Source organism: Streptomyces winkii (assembly GCF_032248595.1).
Taxonomy (GTDB): domain Bacteria; phylum Actinomycetota; class Actinomycetes; order Streptomycetales; family Streptomycetaceae; genus Streptomyces; species Streptomyces winkii.
This window is the reverse complement of sequence record NZ_JASTTH010000004.1, coordinates 127,942-144,574: the sequence shown is the minus strand read 5'-3', so window position 1 is coordinate 144,574 and position 16,633 is coordinate 127,942. Positions and strand designations below refer to the sequence as shown.

The window sequence follows — 16,633 nt, the reverse complement described above, 5'->3', positions numbered from 1 at the left end:
AAGACCCTCGGTCGGACTGCGGGCCTGTACCGGCCCGTACGGCGCTCAGAACAGCACCGGGTCACCGATCCGTGTGTGGCGCAATGCCGTCCCGGTATTCATCGCCGCACAGCGTAACTCGCCCGGCAGAACCCCACGCCAGTGCCCCAATGACCGTGCGATGCGCGAGAACGACCTCCGCTCGCCCGGATCCTGGAACCCGGCCGACGTGCCGCCCCCGACCGCAGGGCCGATCTTGCGGCTGCACGACCGTCACCGACCCCACCGATCAACACACCTAGGTGTCTTGATCGGCCGCTGCGGGTGTGGCGAGGAGTTCGTTGAGGCGCCGCATGACATCGAGCTGCGCCGGGTTGTACAGGTCCCTGAGGGCCTTCCCGATGGTCTTCATGGCGAACGCCTCGCCGTGAGGGGTGCCGACGGCCGGTGAGCGCAGCTCCGGGTGCTTGTCGAACAGCTCCCGGAGGCCCGGCAGCATGCGCTCGGCGAGGTCCTGGCGGGTCTGCTCGCCGGCGTCGGCGGGTAGCACGTCGAATTCCTCGCCCACGGGGTCGTACGACTGGTTCCGCACCATGTCTGCCCAGGCCTGCCGGGGGCCCGGCCCGAGGACTCGCATCATCACCGTGTTAAGGGACCGGTCGGCATCGGACATCAGCGTTACGTCGGCCGGGGCGAACTCGGGCTGTACGTCGGCCGGCAGCGAATGACGCAGAATCAGGCCGAGTTCGGCGCGGGCCCGCTGGAGGCGCTCGATGGTGGCCGCCAGTTCGGTGTCGAGGGTGCGCAGAGCCTCCTCGGGGTGGTGCTCGACGTCGCCCATGGCGGCGATCCGCGCGAGTGAGAACCCGAGATCGGTGAGGCGCTTGATGCGCACCAGGCGGACCAGGTGCGCGACGCCGTACTGCTTGTAGCCGTTGGCGCGCCGCTCGGGCTCGGCCAGCAGGCCGACCTCGTGGTAGTGCCGAACGGCTCGCAGGCTGACGCCGGCGAGCTCGGCGATCTCTCGGGTGCTCCAGGCCATACGACCAGTGCACACCATGCCGTAACGGCACGGGCAAGACCCCCTGTCCGCCCGTCCGTGCGTCATCGGCCGCTTGACTGTGACGCGGCGGCACAGTGTGTCGTGAGCGGAAGCGGCCCACCGGGCCCGGCACCAACGTCCCCGACGCGGCGGCCTCTTGAGGCCGGGCGCACCACCCATCCCGATGACGACGGCTGGAAACGAGACCATGCTGAACGACCCGCTCATTGCCGAAGATCTGATGCTGCTGATGATGGACGACACGTCGGGAGCGATCGCTGGAGAAGGCACGCTCTACTACACGCTGGGCGGCGCGGTGCTCGTCGAACTCAGCAACGGCGGACACGTCACCGTCGACCAGAACGACAGGGGACTGACCGGCCTGAAGGTGCGCGCCGTCCCCGGCCGCCGTCTCCGGGACCCTCTGCTCCGCAGCGCCCACGGCAAGGCCGCCGAGCGAGTACGCGGCGTCCAGAGCCTGCTCGCCGAGATCGGCACCGGGCTGCGCGAGCCCGTGCTCGGCCAGCTCGTCAAGCGAGGCACGGTGCGCCGGGAAAGCAAGAAGTGGCTGGGAGTCTTCCCGTCGACGTCGACGGCGATCGCGGACACCGGGCACAAGAAGGCCCTGGTCGAGAAGGTACGGGCCGTCCTGGTGGACGACGTGGAGCCCGACGCCCGTACGGCGGCGCTGATAGGGCTGCTCTCGGCGAGCGGCACTCTGCCGAGCCTGCACCGCTCCGTCCCGTGGTCGGGCAAGGTCTACAAGCGCGCGAAGGAAGTGGAACAGGGCAACTGGGGCGCCGCAGCAGTGAACACCGCCGTGATGCGCACCATGGCAGCGATCTCCGCGGGAACCGCCGCCGCGGTCAGCGCCGCCGTCTCCAGTTAGGCCTGCCCGCTTGGCACGGCCGGCCCTTCAAGATCCCAAAGCGGCAGAGATCCGGCGATCGTCCGCGCCCGACCACCGTTCGCCGCCATGCTCCTCGGGTGGGGATCTCATCACGGCAGCGGCGCGAGGCTTCGCGAGGCAGGTACACGCCCAGGCTCTGGTCCGTCTGGATCGTGGCGCCGCTGGCGCGGCTTGTCGTCGGCGCTCTGGCCCTCCCTCGCTTCCCACTACGTGTCCGAACTGCTCCTGCACACGGCCAGAACCCAGAAGCCGCACAACCCGGTCGACGTCAACGGCGTCATCAAGACGACCGCGAGGTGCGCCTGACCATCATCAGGGTCATCCGGGACCACCTGCGCCTCCCGGACGCCGCGACCGCCTGGTCCACGTACGCCCTCGACTTCGCGCGCGCGACCTTCGACTGCGGCGACTTCTCACGCAGCCGCATCCGAGGTGCGGTCTCCTTCGAGGGCGCCAGGTTCAGCGTCGGTGAAGTCTCGTTCGACGGGGCGACGTTCGGCGGTGGTGCAGCGTCACGGCGCCGGGCCGTACGGTGAAGCTGAGATCAGCGACGACGGTCTTGTCTCCATAGCGCTTGGTGAGCGCGTGAGCTTCGATCATCGGGATTCCTCGTCGGAGGTGGGAGCCGGATGAACCCCAAGCTAGATTTCGCACCCCGCCGAGCGCGTGAGCCCACAGGCTCGACTTTTCGCTGAAGAACTGCATCCACGGGTGGCCGCCTACGCCTTGAGCCGCCGCCGTGCCGCGACGGCGGCGGTGACAGGCATCTTGAGGGGCGGCAACTCCCCGCGCCACATGTGGCCGAGGCCCGGCGCATGGCACGCTGGACGCGCCGGACGCACTCAAGTACGCGGAGGAGACGGGGGAGGAGCGAACGGTGTTCGAGACCGTGTTCCGGGGAGCGGACCTGCCTCCGGAGGAGCGGTTCGAGGGATGGCGCCAACTGGCCTTCGCCAGCCATGCGCCGACCGAACTGCGTACCGACCATGCTGACGACTTCGACGCGACCCTGCGCCTGCTGGGACTGGGCCCGGTGCAGGTGTCCGTGCTCGCCTGCCCCTCGCTGCGCTCCGACCGCACGCCGAAGCTGATCCGGCAGTCGGACCCCGAGTTGTACCATCTCGCCTTCGCGCGGCGGGGGTCCGTCGCCATCGACCAGGGAGACCGGCAGACCGTCCTGGGGGCCGGTGACCTGACCCTGTCCACCACCTCACGGCCCTACGTGGGACGGCTCGGCGCCGACCGGAGCGCGGCACGCCGGAGCGGGGAGGACCAACGGGCCGCAGGTGACGTCACGTTGGTGCAGGCACTCATCCCACGGGCGCTTCTGCCGCTGCCTGCCGACGTCGCCGACCGGCTGCTCGCGGTGGACTTACCCGGCCGGGAGGGGATCGGCGCCCTGTTCGCCCAGTTCATCGCCCGCCTGGCTACTGACGCGACTCGCTACGCGCCCGCGGACGCCTCACGGCTGGGCGGCGTGGCACTCGATCTCGCCGCGTCGTTGCTTGCGCACCACTTCGGCGCCGACCGGGCGCTGCCGCCCGAGACCCACCAGCAGACCCTGGTCGTACGCGTCCAGGCCTTCATCAACCGGCACTTGGCCGACCCTGGTCTCGGCCCGGACCTGATCGCCGAGGCCCATCACATTTCGCTCCGCACCCTGCACCGCCTTTTCCAGGGCCAGGGCACCACCGTCGGCGCGTTCATTCGCCAGCACCGGCTCGAACGCGCCCGGCGCGACCTCGCAGATCCGACGCTGGCCACCCGGCCGATCCATGCCGTGGCCGCGCACTGGGGCTTCCGCCGCGCCGCCGATTTCACCCGGGCTTTTCGCACCGCCTACGGCATACCGCCGCGCGAATACCGGCAGCTGGCCCTGCACGGTGGCGGTCCTGACGCAGCACGCTAAGAGGCTGGCACTCACTGCTAACGACGCCCCCGCGGCGGCGGGCTAGCTTTGAGCGTCGACCACGTCAGAACGGCGGCGTGGGCGAGCGCCCGCAGTACCGGCGCACCGCTTGCGCCGCGCTCTCGGATCACTCGAGGGGTATCGGGCCAAGGGGGAGTATCTCGTGCATTTCCGACGTAGCGCAGTTGTGGTTGCCGCGGCCATCGCCATGACCCTTGCCGGTGGGGAGGTTGCCGGCGCTGCGCCGTCCCAGCCGCACTTCACCAAGTACCGGGTCAAGACCCTGTACACACCGACCAAGGGTCTCTCGGCCGACGTCGGAAAGTGGTGGAAGAAGGACGGTCACGGCGGTTACGACGGTCACCTCAAGTGGGCAGGCGCCGATGCTCACGTGTCCGTGCAGATGAAGATCTACTGGGAATCGGGGAGGGTGACGCAGAAGTATATGAAGTTCGGAAAGAACTACCCTTACCGGGGCGCCCTGCGCGTGTATATGCGCGCCTGCGACAACGTCAGTTGCAGTCGGTGGTGGTAGCGGCAAGGGGCGGGAGGATGCGACTTTTCACTGCCGACCGCAGGTCCTGCCGTGGATGAGCGGCTGCTCGGGGAATTGCGCGCGCTCGGAAAGCAGGCCGCGGAGGCGCAACGGATATTCTCCGAGATCCAAGACCGCATTCCGGCGGGCGCAACAGGCTCCGATGTCCGGGGAGTTGTGGAAGTGCGTATCGGCGCGGACGGCCTGCCGGAGCGGATCGCCGTATCCCGAGACTGGAGCAGGCGACGGCAACCGGACGAGATCGGTACCGCCGTGATGGAGGCGGCCGAGGCCGCTGCGTCGGAGCTTATGTCCGCCTGGTCATCCGGTCTGTTCGAAAGCGACTGGGAGGCGCGGGCCGCGCGCTTGGACGGAAGGGACGAACCCTCGGCTGCCTCCACCGATGAGGGCGGTCCGGAGCCCCGGTACGTCTTCGCGCGCTCCGTGGATGAGATCGCGGAAGAGGCCATCTCAGCCCTGGACCGTGCCATCGACGCGCCGGCACTCCCTGACCCCCGCGTCACCGGCGCCGACCGCAGCCGCCGGATCTCACTGACGCTCGGCGGAGGCACGTTCCAGGGCTGCACGGTAGACGCCGCCTGGGCCGGCAAGCAGTCAGCCATCGGCTTGAACACCGCTTTCGAAGAGGCGCTGGAGGATGCCCGCGCGGCACTCCGCCAAGCCGAAGGCTCAGCCGCCGCGGCGGGAGAGGCACAGCATCTGTCATCTCTGGTCGACGAAGCGTTGTCGGTCCTCAAGGATCCGCGACGGCTCGCCGGGGACTGACGAAAGGGGGTATTCGATGACCGTGAAGGCTGAAGCCGACTCGATCCGCAGAGAGGCGAGAACGTGGGACAAGAGCGCCGAGGCCCTGAAAGAAGTCGAGCAGCGCGTGGAGTTGCTCCGTATGACGCGCACTGAGGCCGGGGTCTTCCAGATCCTGTTCACCGCATACGACAAGGCGGTGACACAGGTGTCGGACCGCTGCCGCGAAGGGGGTGCGGAGATGGGGAAGATCGCCGACGCACTGTTCAAGACCGCCACCGCCTATGAGGAAAACGAAGGCCGGGTCAGTGAGGAACTCACAGGGATTTACTAGTGGAGGCCGACTCAATGGCAGCTTTCAACACGGCTCAGTTCGAGACCGCCATTGAAAAAATCAACCGAGGGCTGTGGGTGGGGCCCGATCAGCTCAAGAAGATCGTCGGTAGAGTCAATGAATTGCTCAACAGCCCGTTGATCCCGGACCCTGTCAAGAAGGCGATCAAGTGGTCCGCACAGCAGTTGGTGTCCCTGACCGACCAACTGCTTGAAAAACTGGTGGAGATCGTCAAAGGGTCTGCGGCCCCTCTGCTGATGTTCCGCGCGGCTTCAGACTGGGGCGACCACTATCTGAAGGTGCATGGAGACATCAAGGGACCGCTGGACGCCCTCGCGTCGCGACGAGATTGGCACGGGCCCGCCGCTGAGAGGTACGAGAACCGGGTATCGCGGCAGCCGGTGGCCGTCGGCCAGATCGGAGGGATCGCGAAGAAGATGGCCGACATCCTGACGACGTCTGCCGGCGCAGGGTTGGTCTTCTATGTGGCCATCGCCGGTGCCGTCGCCCAGTTCCTGGGCGAGATGGTGGCCTGCTATGTCGCTGTGGCCACGGGAGAAGGAGCTGCCGCAGGACTGAGCGCCGCAGGCGTCGCGGTCGGAGCGAACATCACGTTGCTGGTCACATCGGTGGGGGCCCTGACCACCTTCCTGACCGGGCAGGTCTCCGCCGTGAATGATGTGAAGAACAAGGCTCAGGACACCTACGCCTTCCCGGGCGGATTGTGGCCCGTGGGGACTCCGAGCTCCTGAGAAACCGTCGCATGAGAACCCGATGTCCTCCGACGTCGTGTGCATGTGGCCGTCTCCTCAGGGCGTCCCCGCCAGCGCGCAGGCCCCTCCCTCCAGCCACACCAGCAGATGGGAGGGGTGCTCGGCGTCCATGTGAACGGTGTTCGTGGCCACGGCGGTTCTGCGGGCGCGGGCCTCCGGTTCGCCGGTGTTGGTGTTGACGTCGAAGCGCGGGAAGTTGCTGGAGGAGATGTCGAGCCGGATGCGATGGCCGGCAGCGAAGCGGTTCGCCGTGTCCGGGGCCGTCACGTCGATCTCGTAGACCTCGCCCGGGGTGAGCAACTCCGGCCTCTCGTTGGAGCGGTGGAAGCGGCAGCGGACGATGCCGTCGGTGAGGAGCATGGCGAAGCCGTGCGGGTAGTCGTCGTTCGGCGGGTGGACGTCGACGAGCTTGACGGTGAAGTCGGTGTCCGGAGCCGTGCTGGATATGTAGAGCCTGGCCGAGACCGGGCCGGCCAGCACCACGTCGCGCTCCAGCGGCGGCGTCGTCAGACTGACCACGTCGGGACGGGAGTTCAGCGGCAGATACGGCTCGCGCGCCCCGTAAACCCGGGCGTCGGGTGCGTTCTGGTCGTATGCCCCGCCCGTCATCACCGGCTCGCCCGATGTGACCTGGCCGCCCATGGTCGGTACCGGGTTGCGCGGGTCGAAGTCGTAGGTCACCGACGCGGAGGCGGCCTTGGGCGGGGTGGTGGTGATCTGGCCCTCGGCGGTGAGGTAGAGAGCGACGGGTCCGGCCGACGTCGGCGGCCACTGGGTATCGGTACGCCACTCACCGCCGTGGCGCATCCGCCCGGCCGCGTCCCGCCGGCCGTCGCCGCCGCCCATCAGGAAGTACTGGACTGCGGGGATCTCGCCGTCGTCCGGGCTCCCGCCGTCGGCACGGCCCAGCGCTCGGTCGAACCAGCGGCGCCGGAACTCCAGATACGACGGTGCGAGGTTGCCGTCGAGCGTCGACTGCGGGCCGAAGTCGACGTCTCCGGCGTAGCTCTCGCACCGGTGTCCGTGCGTCCACGGCCCCATCACCAGATACGCGGGCGCCGACTTCAGCTCTCGCAGTGCGGTGAAGTTCTCGATGGTGGAGCGGACGTACGGGTCGTACCAGCTGCCCATGTGCAGACTCGGTGCGTCGGGGAAGCGCTCGTAGAAGCCGCGGCCGTAGATCGCGGGGTTGCGGTAGTAGTCCCCGAAGGCGTCCTGCCGCCACTGCTCCAGCAGGAAGTCCTCGTACGCGGGCAGGTGCCGCAGCGGTGAGCAGCCAGGCCGCCACGGCATCGCACCGAACCAGCCCGCCACGTCCACCCGGCGCAGCTCCTTGGCAAGCACGACGTCCGCCGCCGCTTCCGGGCTGTTCGTCGCGTGCCGCAGCGCCCAGGTCACCTGCTTCAGCTCGAAGGCGCCGCCCATCCGCATTCCTGCGTCGTAGCCGGAGGAGAGGCCGCCCGAGTCCTGGAACATCGCCGCGAGTCCGGCCACCCCCTCGGCTGCCGCGGCCGCCTGGACGTGTGCGGAGTAGGACACCCCCGTCATCGCGACCCTGCCGTCGCACCACGGCTGGCCGGTGAGCCAGGCGATCGTGTCGGCTCCGTCCGCGCCCTCGCCGAGGTACTTCACGAACGTGCCCTCGGAGTCCCCCCGTCCCCGGCAGTCCTGGCGTACGACGTGGTACCGGGCGTCGGTGAAGTACCGGGCGATGTCCTGCGGCTGCGGCACGGGCGCATCGCTGCGGTCCTGGTCCGACGCGCGCCGCGAGCGGCGGCCGTACGGGGTGCGTTCCAGAAGCACGGGGAGCGGGGTCGTCTCCGGCTCCGGTGAGGCGGAGTAGACGTCCGCGGCGAGGAGGACGCCGTCACGCATCGGGATGTGCACGGTGCGGCGCCACAGTGCGCCCCGGTGGAGGGGTTCGGGACTGCGGGCAGGAGTGTCGTACGTGGTCACACCCGGGACGGTAGGCAGTGGCCGCCGCCATGGCGATCACTTGACGTCATCAGGTCAACTGTCCGTCCGGACGGTGACGGGCCCGGACGCGGGACCTACTGTGCAGCGCAACCCAAGAGGCCCGCCGCCACCGCGACGGCTCTCTCGCACCGATCCTGCTCGGCCCGGGTCTGCCCGGCCCTGAGCTCACTCCCCGCATGTCGATCCGCACGCCGCGGCTGAAGAGCCGCGTGGTGCCCGCATTCCCGCCGTCCCAGTGGAGATCGCCGTGAAGACAACTGACAACCGCAGCCAGGAGGCACCGGCCGCCGAGCCCGATGAGGGCGGCCGCGGCCTGCGGCTTCTCGACAAGGTCGAGAGGGCGGGGAACGCACTGCCCCATCCGTTCTGGCTGTTCTGGATCCTGTGCGGGATCGTCGCCGTCACCAGTTTCGGGCTGAACGCCGCGGGCCTGAAGGTCGAGGACCCGTCCTCGGGCGACCCGGTCGCCGTCCGCAGTGCCCTGTCGGCGGACGCGGTACGCGACCTGATCAGCGGTGCCCAGGAGTCGTACGTCACCTTCGGCCCGCTCGGCACCGTACTGATGGTCATGCTCGGCGTCGCCGTCGCCGAGCGGTCCGGGCTCTTCGAGGCGCTCGCCCGCCGCATGCTGTCCGGTCTCTCGCCGCGCACGGTCGTCCTGGGCGTCGCCCTGGGAGGCGTACTGGGGAAGTTCCTCTCCGACTCCGCGTACGTCGTCCTCATACCGCTCGGGGCGGTGGCGTTCCGCGCCGTGGGGCGTTCCCCGATGCTCGGCATGATCGTCGCGTTCGTATCCATCAACGCCGCGGGCGACGCCAACCCGCTGATCGCCCCCGGCGACGCGCTCTTCGCGTCCGTGGCCACCGAGGCCGCCCGACTCGTCGACCCCGACGTCGTGGTCCGCGCGACGGACAACATGTACTTCACCACGGTGTCCGCGTTCGTCCTCGCCGGAACCATCGCCCTCGTCGTGGACAAGATCCTCGCCAAGCGCGAGCACCATCTGACGCCTGACCCGGACCTGGAGGCCGCCGCCGCACAGCAGACGGTCGCCGCCAGGGTCGATGAGGCGACCGAGGCGCGGGCCCTGAAGCTGACCGCGCTGGCCGTGCTCTGCTACGCCGCCTTGATCGTGTCGGCGATGCTGCCCGCCGCCTCGCCGCTCCGTGGCAAGGGGGGCGCCATCGTGGAGTCCACCTTCATGGACGCCATCTCGGTCTTCCTCACCGTCTTCTTCCTGCTCATCGGCGCGGTGTACGGACGCCTCACCGGGCGGATACGCGGAAGCCGCGGGATACCGGAAGCCATGGCGGAGGGAGTGCGTTTCATCGCGCCGCTCCTCGTGCTCTTCTTCGCCGTCGCCCAGTTCGTCGCACTGTTCCAGTGGACCAACATCGCAACGGTCGTCGCGGTCGAAGGAGCGAACTTCCTCCAGCAGCTCGGCGCTCCCGCCCTGGTGCTGTTCACCGTGCTGATCGTCGCCGTCGCCCTGATGAACCTGCTCATCACCTCGGGCTCGGCCCTGTGGGCGCTGATCGCCCCCGCGCTGGTGCCCATGCTGTTGCTGCTCGGCACCAACCCGGCCACCACCATGGCCCTTTACCGCATCGCCGACTCCTGCACGAACTCCATCACGCCGATGAGTACGTCGTTCATGCTCTGCATCGGCTACCTCCAGACCCTCCGCCGCAAGGCCGGCATCGGCACCCTGGTCTCCTTCACCCTGCCCGTCGCCATGATCATGCTGGTGGTCTGGGTGCTGCTGTTCTTCGCCTGGTATCTGATCGGGATCCCGCTCGGTCCGGGCGCTCCGGTGCGGTGAGCGCCGCCGTAGGCTGACACCGTGAGCATCGTCCTCGACCTCGGGGGGCTCGACAGCGCCGACCTGGCAGTCGGACCGTCCGCGCTGTCGGAACTGATGGCGAGCCTGCACGTGCTCGCCGAACCCGAGCACCACCCGGAGGCCGCCGACTGGGCGGCCCGCGCAGCCGCGGCGGACCCCGTCCTGTGGGAAGAGCTGTCGGTGTTCGCGCCCCTGTGGGCACGCTTCCGCTGCCGCCTCTTCTTTCCCCGTACGCTGCCGCTCGCGGCGAGTCTGGACGAGGACCTGGCCGGGGTAGCGGCGCTGCCGGTCGAGGACTTCACGGAGCTGGTGGCCCCCGGGGTGCTCGGCACTCGCGGGCCCGTGCCGCCGCCCGGCGAACTGCGCGCCGGCACCTCGTCCGCGGACGACTACGTACGCCGTTGTCTGCGCCGCTCGTACGCCCGCGGTGAGCTGGCACGGCAGCTGGTGGCGTCGCCGACGGACCTGCGGGACCGGCTGCTGGCAGTGCTGCGGGCCGCCGACAGCGCGTTCTTCGCCGAAGACTGGCGCTCCCTGCGTCCGGCCCTGGACCACCATGCGCGGGAGGTACGGAACCGGCTGACGGCACGGCCGCCGGCGGCGGTGCTCACCGAACTGCTGCCGACGGCCGCCCGGTTCGGGCCCGGGAACCGGGTGCGGCTGGACAAGCTCCAGATCGACGAGGTCAAGGTCTCCCCGCGCTCGCTCGTCCTGGTGCCGTCGGCACGGGTGTGGCCGCACCTGACCGTGAAGAACGAGCACTCCTCGTGCGTCGTGGTGCAGTACGCGGCACGCGGCGCCGCCCCGGCAGGGCAGCTGACCGTGCGGGACCTGCACGACCGGCTGATGGCGCTGGGATCGCCGGCCCGCATGGAGCTGTGCCGTCATCTGCTGGGCGAGCCCATCACCACCTCGGAGCTGGCAGCCCGGCTCGGGTCCAGCGAACCGCAGGTCTCCCGCACGCTGCGGACGCTGCGCGACGCGGGCCTGGTCCGTTCCACCCGGGACGGCAAACTGGTGCGGCACCGGCTGGCCACGGATGTCATACGGCGCCTGGGCCACGACGTCCTCGCAACCGTCGCGCGGTGAACGCACCGCCGCCCGGATCCTCAGGCGGTGAGGATTTTCGGGGGCGATGCCGTCGACGGGTCCTGGGAGCACACGGACCTGAGGGAATCCTCATTCCGGGCTCACGGTGACTTCAGCTCGGTGGGCGAGAACAGGTACATGGGCCGACAGGGAGCGGCGGGTGCGACGGCCGGAAGCTCGAAGTCGATCTGGTTCTGCTCGCGGCCCGCATCCGCGCGCGGCTGCGGTCCCGGGAAGAGGCGAGTACCGCGCTGAAGGCCGGTCCGCTGACCGTCGACCTGCTCACGCACCGCGCGGTGCTGGACGGGCGCGAAGTCGATCTGTCCAGCCGCGAACTCACGCTGCTCGCCACCTTCGTCCGGCATGCGGGGATGGTGCTCTCCCGCCGTCAACTCCGGCGCATGGTCTGGGAGATCGACTTCGATCCCAACTCCAATGTGGTCGAGGTGTACGTGGCCGCGCTGCGGCGGAAGATCGGGCCCGCGTTCCTCGAGACCGTCCGCGGGCACGGCTACCGGGTCGGCCATGGAACCTTTATCGCCCGCCGACCTGAATCCACAGTGAGCCGAAGCTGAGGGCTTCCTCATCCTGCGTGCGCTGCACACGGCGCCCGGGTCTCGCCGGGTGTCGCTCAGGCCGAGTGGCTCGTGCCGCCCTCCGCGTCCGCCTCCGCAGGGGCCACGCGCCGCCCGTGCCGCATGAGGACCTCACGGGCGTTCGCGGCCATCGCCTCGTCCACCATCCGCCCTTCGAAGGTCACTGCGCCCGTGCCCGCTGCCTGTGCGTCGCGCACCGCGGTGATCAGCCGCTCGGCGCGGGCGAGTTCATCCGCGTCGGGGGAGAACACCTCGTTGATCACAGGGACGTGCGAGGGGTGGATCGCCATCATTCCCGCGTAGCCGAGTGAGCGGTTCTCTTCCGCGAAGCGCCGCAGCCCCGGTAGATCGCCGATGTGCGTCCACAGACCGCTGACGGGGTGTTCGGCACCGGCGGCCCGTACGTCGAGCAGGACGCGCGAGCGCAGGGCGTGGGTCTCGGCGCCCTCGGGACTCCAGCGGTAGCCGACGGCGCGTTCGACGTCGCCGCCGGGTGCGGTCAGCGCGCCGGCGTAGGCGACACGGGGGGCCGCGGCGGCGACGTCGTGTGCGTTGCGCAGGGCGCGGGCCGTCTCCAGCAGGGGGACGAGTGCGAACGTGCCCACCGGGAGGCCGTGTTCGCGCTCGCACCAGCTGAGCAGCCGGTCGGCGATCCTCACATCCTCCTCCGAGCGCACCTTCGGCAGGACGAGTCCGGTGAGTCCGGGCCGTGCCACTGCCCGCAGTTCCTCGGCGGCCTGCCACGAGTCGAGCGGATTGATCCGTACGAAGAGCGCCATGCCGCCCGAACCGCGAGTGGGCTCACGGTCGCCGGTGCTGCCGCCATCGTCCGTATCGGCTGCGGAACGCCGGGCGACGGCTTCGGCCACGCGCTCACGGGCCGCCCCCTTGTCCTGCTCCGCCACGGCGTCCTCCAGGTCGAGGATCGCCGCGTCGGCACCGGAAGTCTCGGCCTTGGCCAGCCGATCCGTCCTGGTGCCTGGGACGAACAGCAGCGACCGCAACGGCGCGCGCCGGATCCCGCACGGCCCTTCCCGCTCAGACGACACCGTGCTGCTCCAGCTCGGCGAGCTCCTCGTCCCCGATGCCGAGCCAGTGGTGGTAGACGAGGCGGTTGTCCTCGCCGAGCGCGGGCCCGGTGCGCCACACCCGCCCGGGGTTCTGCCGGAAGTGAGGGATGACGGCCTGCATCCGCACGCGGCCGAGATCCGGGTCCTCGACGGTGATGATGTCCTCCCGCTCCGCATAGACGGGGTCGGCTGCGATGTCCGCGGCGTCGAAGACGCGGGAGGCCACCACCTCGTTGCGGGCGAAGAGTTCCAGGCATTCGTCGGTGGAACGCCGGGCGACCCACTCGCGCAGCCCCGCGTCGAGCCGGTCGCGGCCGGCCTGCTGTGCCTCGGCCGTGGTGAACTCCTCCTCGGGCAGGCCGAGAAGGACCGCGACGTTGCGCACCGACCGCAGCGTCGCCGAGGTGACCGTGATCCACTCGCCGTCGCGGGACCGGTATGTGTTGATGACAGCGGCGGGTGCGACGGCGAGCTGGTTGCCTGACCGCTCGGGCACGGTGCCCAACTGGTCGTGCACGATGACCTGCCATTCGACGAGCCGGAAGAGCGGTTCGAAGAGAGCGAGGTCGATCCACTCGCCGTCGAAGTCCGGGTCGCGTTCGCGGCGGTGGAGTGCGGCCAGCACCGCGTACGCGCCCATCAGTCCGTTGACCGCGTCGCCGTGGGAGAAGCCGGTGTGCACGGGCGGGCCGTCCGGAAAGCCGGTCAGATGAACGACGCCGCTGCGCGCCTCGCCCATCTTCCCAAAGCCGGGGCTGTCGGCCAGCGAGGATGTCGCGCCGTAGCCGGAGACCTGGAGCAGCACCGCCTTCGGGTTCAGCCGGTGCACCGACTCCCAGTCAAGTCCCCATTCGCGCAGGCGTCCCGCCCGCAGCGTGACGATCACGACGTCGGCCCAGGCGACGAGGCGGCGCGCGAGCCGGCGGCCCTCCTCCTGATGCAGGTCGAGAGTGACGGATCGCTTGTTGCGTCCGGCGACCTTGAACCACAGGGGTGCGCCGTCGCGCCGCGGGCCCATGGCGCGAGCCGCGTCACCGGACCCCGGGGGTTCGACGTGCACGACGTCCGCGCCCTGGTCCGCCAGCATCGAGCCCGCCAGCGGTCCGGCCACGACGTGGGCGAACTCGACCACCTTCAGATCGCACAGCTGCCCGCGGCGTCCGGAGTCGTGGTGGTCGGCGGTCACAGGGGCGCTCCCTCGCTCGGCAGTGGTCGGCGTCCCGTTCAGCCTCTCCGAGCGAAGAAATGCCTGTCCAGCAAGAAAGAACCATCAATCGATGCGCATTTGGCATGGCTGCCGGGGTCTCACGCCCACGAGACGCCGTCCGGGAGGCCGCCGTCCTCCTCGCGCAGCGCGGTGAGAGTCTCCAGGAAGCGGTGCGCCGCGAGGGGAACCGTCCGCCGTGCCCGCATGGCGACGTCGAGGCGGCGGTGGACCACGGGCCGGGCGAGCGGCCTGGTCACGAACGGCCCGCTCCCCAGGAGCGGAAGCACGAGAGCGGGCATGGCGGAGACTCCGAGCCCGGCCGCGACCAGACCGCCGAGCGTCGCCACGCTCACGGCCTCCGCGGCGGGAACGACGCGGGCGTCGATCTGCGCGAAGGTGGCGTCGGCGAGCCTCCGTACGCTGGCGTCCCGGCCGACCGCGAGATACGGATGCTGCGCCAGCTCCTCCCACGCCACCTCCTCCCGCTCGGCCAAGTCGTGGCCGGGCGGCAGCACCGCGACGAACCGGTCGCGGACCAGGGGCCGGTGCTCCAGCTGCGCCGAGGGCTCGCCCGTCGTGATCGCGAAGTCCGCGTCGCCCGAGGTGACATGGCCTAGCACGGTGCGCTCCGGGCCGTCCATGATCCGCACGGCCGCGTGCGGCCGCTGTCTGCGGAACTCCGAGATCACCTGCGGCAGCAGTACGGCGGCGACGGACGGCAGCGTCGCCACGGCGACGGTCCCGGACTCACCCAGCAGGAAGCGCTCCATCTCCTTCATCCCCGCCCGGTGCGCACCGAGGATCTGGTCCGCGATCCTCAGCGCTTCCGAACCGGCCGCGGTCAGCTGCACGTTGCGGGTGTCGCGCTCCAGCAGCTGCGCCCCCAGCACCCGTTCGAGGTCGGCGACCGCACGGCTCAGCGACGACTGCGAGACGTGCAGCTGCGACGCGGCGGCGGTGAAGCTCGCCGCCCGTGCGACGGCGGCGTACGCGGAGAGCTGGCGGAGTGTGGCGTCCATGAGCGGTCAGCATAGGTGCGAGCAACGCCGAACTGATGCGCACATCGCATGAGTGGATCCCGGTTCAATGCTGGACACCCATTCGATCCGGCTCCGAAACTCTCGGGCAACGCGACGCCCCCACATCCATGAGTCGCCCGCCGCCAGGCCCGGGACACGAGAGCGAGAGATCATGCTGGCAGCACTGGGCTTCACCACGATCGGTCTCTTCCTCCTGCTCACCATGACCAAGCGGCTGTCCGTGCTGGTCGCACTGGTGCTGCTTCCGGTGCTGGCGGCGCTCGCAGGAGGCTTCGCGGACAAGCTCGGCGCGATGGTCCTCGACGGGCTGGCGACGGTGGCGCCGACCGGCATCATGATCGCCTTCGCTGTCCTGTACTTCAGCCTCATGGTGGACGCCGGTCTCTTCGACCCGCTGATACGCGGCATCCTCAAGATCGCCCGCGGGGACCCGCTGCGCATCTGCGTCGGCACCGCCGTGCTGACGATGTGCGTGGCACTCGACGGCGACGGGGCATCCACCTTCCTCATCACGGTCTCCGCACTGCTGCCCGTCTACCGCCGGCTGGGCATGCGGCCGCTCGTCCTCAGCGGGGTCGTCTGCCTCGGCGCCGGCGTGATGAACATGGTCCCCTGGGGCGGGCCCACCGCAAGGGCGGCGGCGGCGCTCAAGCTGGACACCTCCGAGATCTTCGTGCCCCTCCTGCCCGCGATGGGCTGCGGCATCGCATGGGTCCTGCTGGCCTCGTACCTCATCGGGCGGCGCGAGCGGAAGCGTCTGGGCGATCTGTCCCGGGAGGACGCACGTACGGACGGCGCAGAGGGCCCTGACGTGGAGGCCGGCGGCACGGCGCTGCCCGGAGAAGCGCAGAGCGGACCCGCCGTCACGGCGCCTGGCCCGGTGGCCTCGGCCACGGTCGCGGATGCGAAGGACGAGCACGAGGCGCCGGCCCGTCCACGCACCTGGCTGATGGTCTTCAACCCGGTGCTCACGCTGACCCTGCTGGTCTGCCTGGTGCTGCAACTGATGCCGCTGCCGGTGCTGTTCGTCCTCGGCTTCGCGCTCGCGCTGCTCGTCAACCACCCCCGCTGGGAGGACCAGCAGGCGCTGCTCGACCGGCACGGCAAGAACGTCGTCCTGGTGACCACCATGATCTTCGCGTCCGGGGTGCTCGCGGGAATCCTCACCGGCACCAAGATGATCGACGAGATGGCGCAGGCCCTCGTCTCCGTCATCCCCGCATCGATGGGAGGTCATCTCCCCGGAGTCGTGGCCGTGACGGGCATGCCGCTGAGTCTCGCCCTGACCCCCGACGCGTACTACTTCGGCGTGCTGCCGGTGCTCTCGGAGACCGCACACGGATTCGGCACCGAGCAGGCCGAGATCGCCCGCGCGGCCATTCTCGGCCAGATGACGACGGGCTTCCCGCTCAGCCCTCTCACGGCCGCCACGTTCATCCTCGTCGGCATGACGGGCGTCCAGCTCGGCGAGCACCAGCGCTTCATCTTCGGCTGGGCGTTCGCGACCACGCTCGTGATGACCGTGGCTGCCGTGCTGACCGGCGTCGTGCCGCTCTGAGAGCGG

17 protein-coding genes are annotated in these 16,633 nt (G+C 69.9%); 11 read left to right on the top strand and 6 right to left on the bottom strand.

Going from position 1 to position 16,633, the window contains the following annotated elements; translation table 11 throughout:
• Window positions 1-277 precede the first annotated feature (277 nt).
• Window positions 278-1,021, bottom strand: a complete 744-nt coding sequence (locus QQM67_RS12780; protein WP_314173892.1) for a helix-turn-helix domain-containing protein — start codon at window positions 1,019-1,021, stop codon at window positions 278-280.
• Window positions 1,022-1,205: 184 nt separating this feature from the next.
• On the opposite strand from QQM67_RS12780, the gene QQM67_RS12775 reads away from it, so the two are divergent.
• The 7 genes from QQM67_RS12775 (at window position 1,206) to QQM67_RS12745 (ending at window position 6,226) form a co-directional block, all read left to right on the top strand.
• The gene (locus QQM67_RS12775; RefSeq protein ID WP_314173891.1) at window positions 1,206-1,910 is read left to right on the top strand and encodes a GOLPH3/VPS74 family protein; all 705 of its coding nucleotides are present in this window, start codon (window positions 1,206-1,208) and stop codon (window positions 1,908-1,910) included.
• 317 nt (window positions 1,911-2,227) lie between these two features.
• Complete coding sequence (locus QQM67_RS12770) at window positions 2,228-2,467, top strand: pentapeptide repeat-containing protein (RefSeq protein WP_314174511.1); 240 nt, start codon at window positions 2,228-2,230, stop codon at window positions 2,465-2,467.
• Between the two features lie 341 nt (window positions 2,468-2,808).
• Window positions 2,809-3,840: an AraC-like ligand-binding domain-containing protein gene (locus tag QQM67_RS12765; protein WP_314173890.1), complete on the top strand. Its 1,032-nt coding sequence runs from the start codon at window positions 2,809-2,811 to the stop codon at window positions 3,838-3,840.
• A 163-nt stretch (window positions 3,841-4,003) separates the two neighbouring features.
• On the top strand, window positions 4,004-4,375 hold the full coding sequence (locus tag QQM67_RS12760; protein ID WP_314173889.1) for a hypothetical protein: 372 nt from the start codon (window positions 4,004-4,006) through the stop codon (window positions 4,373-4,375).
• Window positions 4,376-4,426: 51 nt separating this feature from the next.
• The gene (locus tag QQM67_RS12755; protein WP_314173888.1) at window positions 4,427-5,161 is read left to right on the top strand and encodes a hypothetical protein; all 735 of its coding nucleotides are present in this window, start codon (window positions 4,427-4,429) and stop codon (window positions 5,159-5,161) included.
• A gap of 16 nt (window positions 5,162-5,177) precedes the next feature.
• Window positions 5,178-5,474 carry a hypothetical protein gene (locus tag QQM67_RS12750; protein WP_314173887.1) on the top strand — a complete coding sequence of 99 codons (297 nt, stop codon included), beginning with the start codon at window positions 5,178-5,180 and terminating at the stop codon, window positions 5,472-5,474.
• A gap of 14 nt (window positions 5,475-5,488) precedes the next feature.
• A complete protein-coding gene (locus tag QQM67_RS12745) occupies window positions 5,489-6,226 on the top strand; it encodes a hypothetical protein (protein WP_314173886.1) in 738 nt (245 codons plus the stop codon).
• Between the two features lie 57 nt (window positions 6,227-6,283).
• On the opposite strand, the gene QQM67_RS12740 is transcribed toward QQM67_RS12745, so the two are convergent.
• The gene (locus QQM67_RS12740) at window positions 6,284-8,203 is read right to left on the bottom strand and encodes a CocE/NonD family hydrolase (RefSeq protein ID WP_314173885.1); all 1,920 of its coding nucleotides are present in this window, start codon (window positions 8,201-8,203) and stop codon (window positions 6,284-6,286) included.
• 268 nt (window positions 8,204-8,471) lie between these two features.
• Here QQM67_RS12740 and QQM67_RS12735 point away from each other — a divergent pair, with 268 nt between their 5' ends.
• The gene (locus QQM67_RS12735; protein ID WP_314173884.1) at window positions 8,472-10,046 is read left to right on the top strand and encodes an AbgT family transporter; all 1,575 of its coding nucleotides are present in this window, start codon (window positions 8,472-8,474) and stop codon (window positions 10,044-10,046) included.
• A gap of 21 nt (window positions 10,047-10,067) precedes the next feature.
• Window positions 10,068-11,156 (top strand): ArsR/SmtB family transcription factor, encoded by a 1,089-nt coding sequence (locus tag QQM67_RS12730; protein ID WP_314173883.1) that lies wholly within the window; start codon window positions 10,068-10,070, stop codon window positions 11,154-11,156.
• A gap of 101 nt (window positions 11,157-11,257) precedes the next feature.
• Here the strand turns inward: QQM67_RS12730 and QQM67_RS12725 are convergent, their stop codons facing one another.
• Complete coding sequence (locus QQM67_RS12725) at window positions 11,258-11,521, bottom strand: hypothetical protein (protein WP_314174510.1); 264 nt, start codon at window positions 11,519-11,521, stop codon at window positions 11,258-11,260.
• Here QQM67_RS12725 and QQM67_RS12720 point away from each other — a divergent pair.
• On the top strand, window positions 11,453-11,731 hold the full coding sequence (locus QQM67_RS12720) for a winged helix-turn-helix domain-containing protein (RefSeq protein WP_314173882.1): 279 nt from the start codon (window positions 11,453-11,455) through the stop codon (window positions 11,729-11,731). The two genes, QQM67_RS12725 and QQM67_RS12720, sit on opposite strands and share 69 nt — an antisense overlap.
• Window positions 11,732-11,787: 56 nt before the next feature.
• On the opposite strand, the gene QQM67_RS12715 is transcribed toward QQM67_RS12720, so the two are convergent.
• The 3 genes from QQM67_RS12715 to QQM67_RS12705 all read right to left on the bottom strand — a co-directional run bounded on the left by QQM67_RS12715 (window position 11,788) and on the right by QQM67_RS12705 (window position 15,048).
• Window positions 11,788-12,801 carry an HpcH/HpaI aldolase/citrate lyase family protein gene (locus QQM67_RS12715; RefSeq protein WP_314173881.1) on the bottom strand — a complete coding sequence of 338 codons (1,014 nt, stop codon included), beginning with the start codon at window positions 12,799-12,801 and terminating at the stop codon, window positions 11,788-11,790.
• On the bottom strand, window positions 12,791-14,008 hold the full coding sequence (locus QQM67_RS12710; RefSeq protein ID WP_314173880.1) for a CaiB/BaiF CoA transferase family protein: 1,218 nt from the start codon (window positions 14,006-14,008) through the stop codon (window positions 12,791-12,793). Before QQM67_RS12710 ends, QQM67_RS12715 begins: the two co-directional genes overlap by 11 nt.
• A 119-nt stretch (window positions 14,009-14,127) precedes the next feature.
• Complete coding sequence (locus tag QQM67_RS12705) at window positions 14,128-15,048, bottom strand: LysR family transcriptional regulator (RefSeq protein WP_314173879.1); 921 nt, start codon at window positions 15,046-15,048, stop codon at window positions 14,128-14,130.
• Between the two features lie 172 nt (window positions 15,049-15,220).
• On the opposite strand from QQM67_RS12705, the gene QQM67_RS12700 reads away from it, so the two are divergent.
• Entirely contained in the window at window positions 15,221-16,627 is a 1,407-nt protein-coding gene (locus tag QQM67_RS12700; RefSeq protein WP_314173878.1) for a CitMHS family transporter, read from the top strand.
• Window positions 16,628-16,633 lie beyond the last annotated feature (6 nt).

What these genes read in the sequence shown, in the direction of transcription:
- QQM67_RS12780 (WP_314173892.1), bottom strand. Translation starts at nt 1,021, where the DNA reads ATGGCCTGGAGCACCCGAGAGATCGCCGAGCTCGCCGGCGTCAGCCTG.
- QQM67_RS12705 (WP_314173879.1), bottom strand. Translation starts at nt 15,048, where the DNA reads ATGGACGCCACACTCCGCCAGCTCTCCGCGTACGCCGCCGTCGCACGG.
- QQM67_RS12725 (WP_314174510.1), bottom strand. Translation starts at nt 11,521, where the DNA reads ATGCCGGACGAAGGTGGCGAGCAGCGTGAGTTCGCGGCTGGACAGATC.
- QQM67_RS12750 (WP_314173887.1), top strand. Translation starts at nt 5,178, where the DNA reads ATGACCGTGAAGGCTGAAGCCGACTCGATCCGCAGAGAGGCGAGAACG.
- QQM67_RS12745 (WP_314173886.1), top strand. Translation starts at nt 5,489, where the DNA reads ATGGCAGCTTTCAACACGGCTCAGTTCGAGACCGCCATTGAAAAAATC.
- QQM67_RS12700 (WP_314173878.1), top strand. Translation starts at nt 15,221, where the DNA reads ATGCTGGCAGCACTGGGCTTCACCACGATCGGTCTCTTCCTCCTGCTC.
- QQM67_RS12775 (WP_314173891.1), top strand. Translation starts at nt 1,206, where the DNA reads ATGACGACGGCTGGAAACGAGACCATGCTGAACGACCCGCTCATTGCC.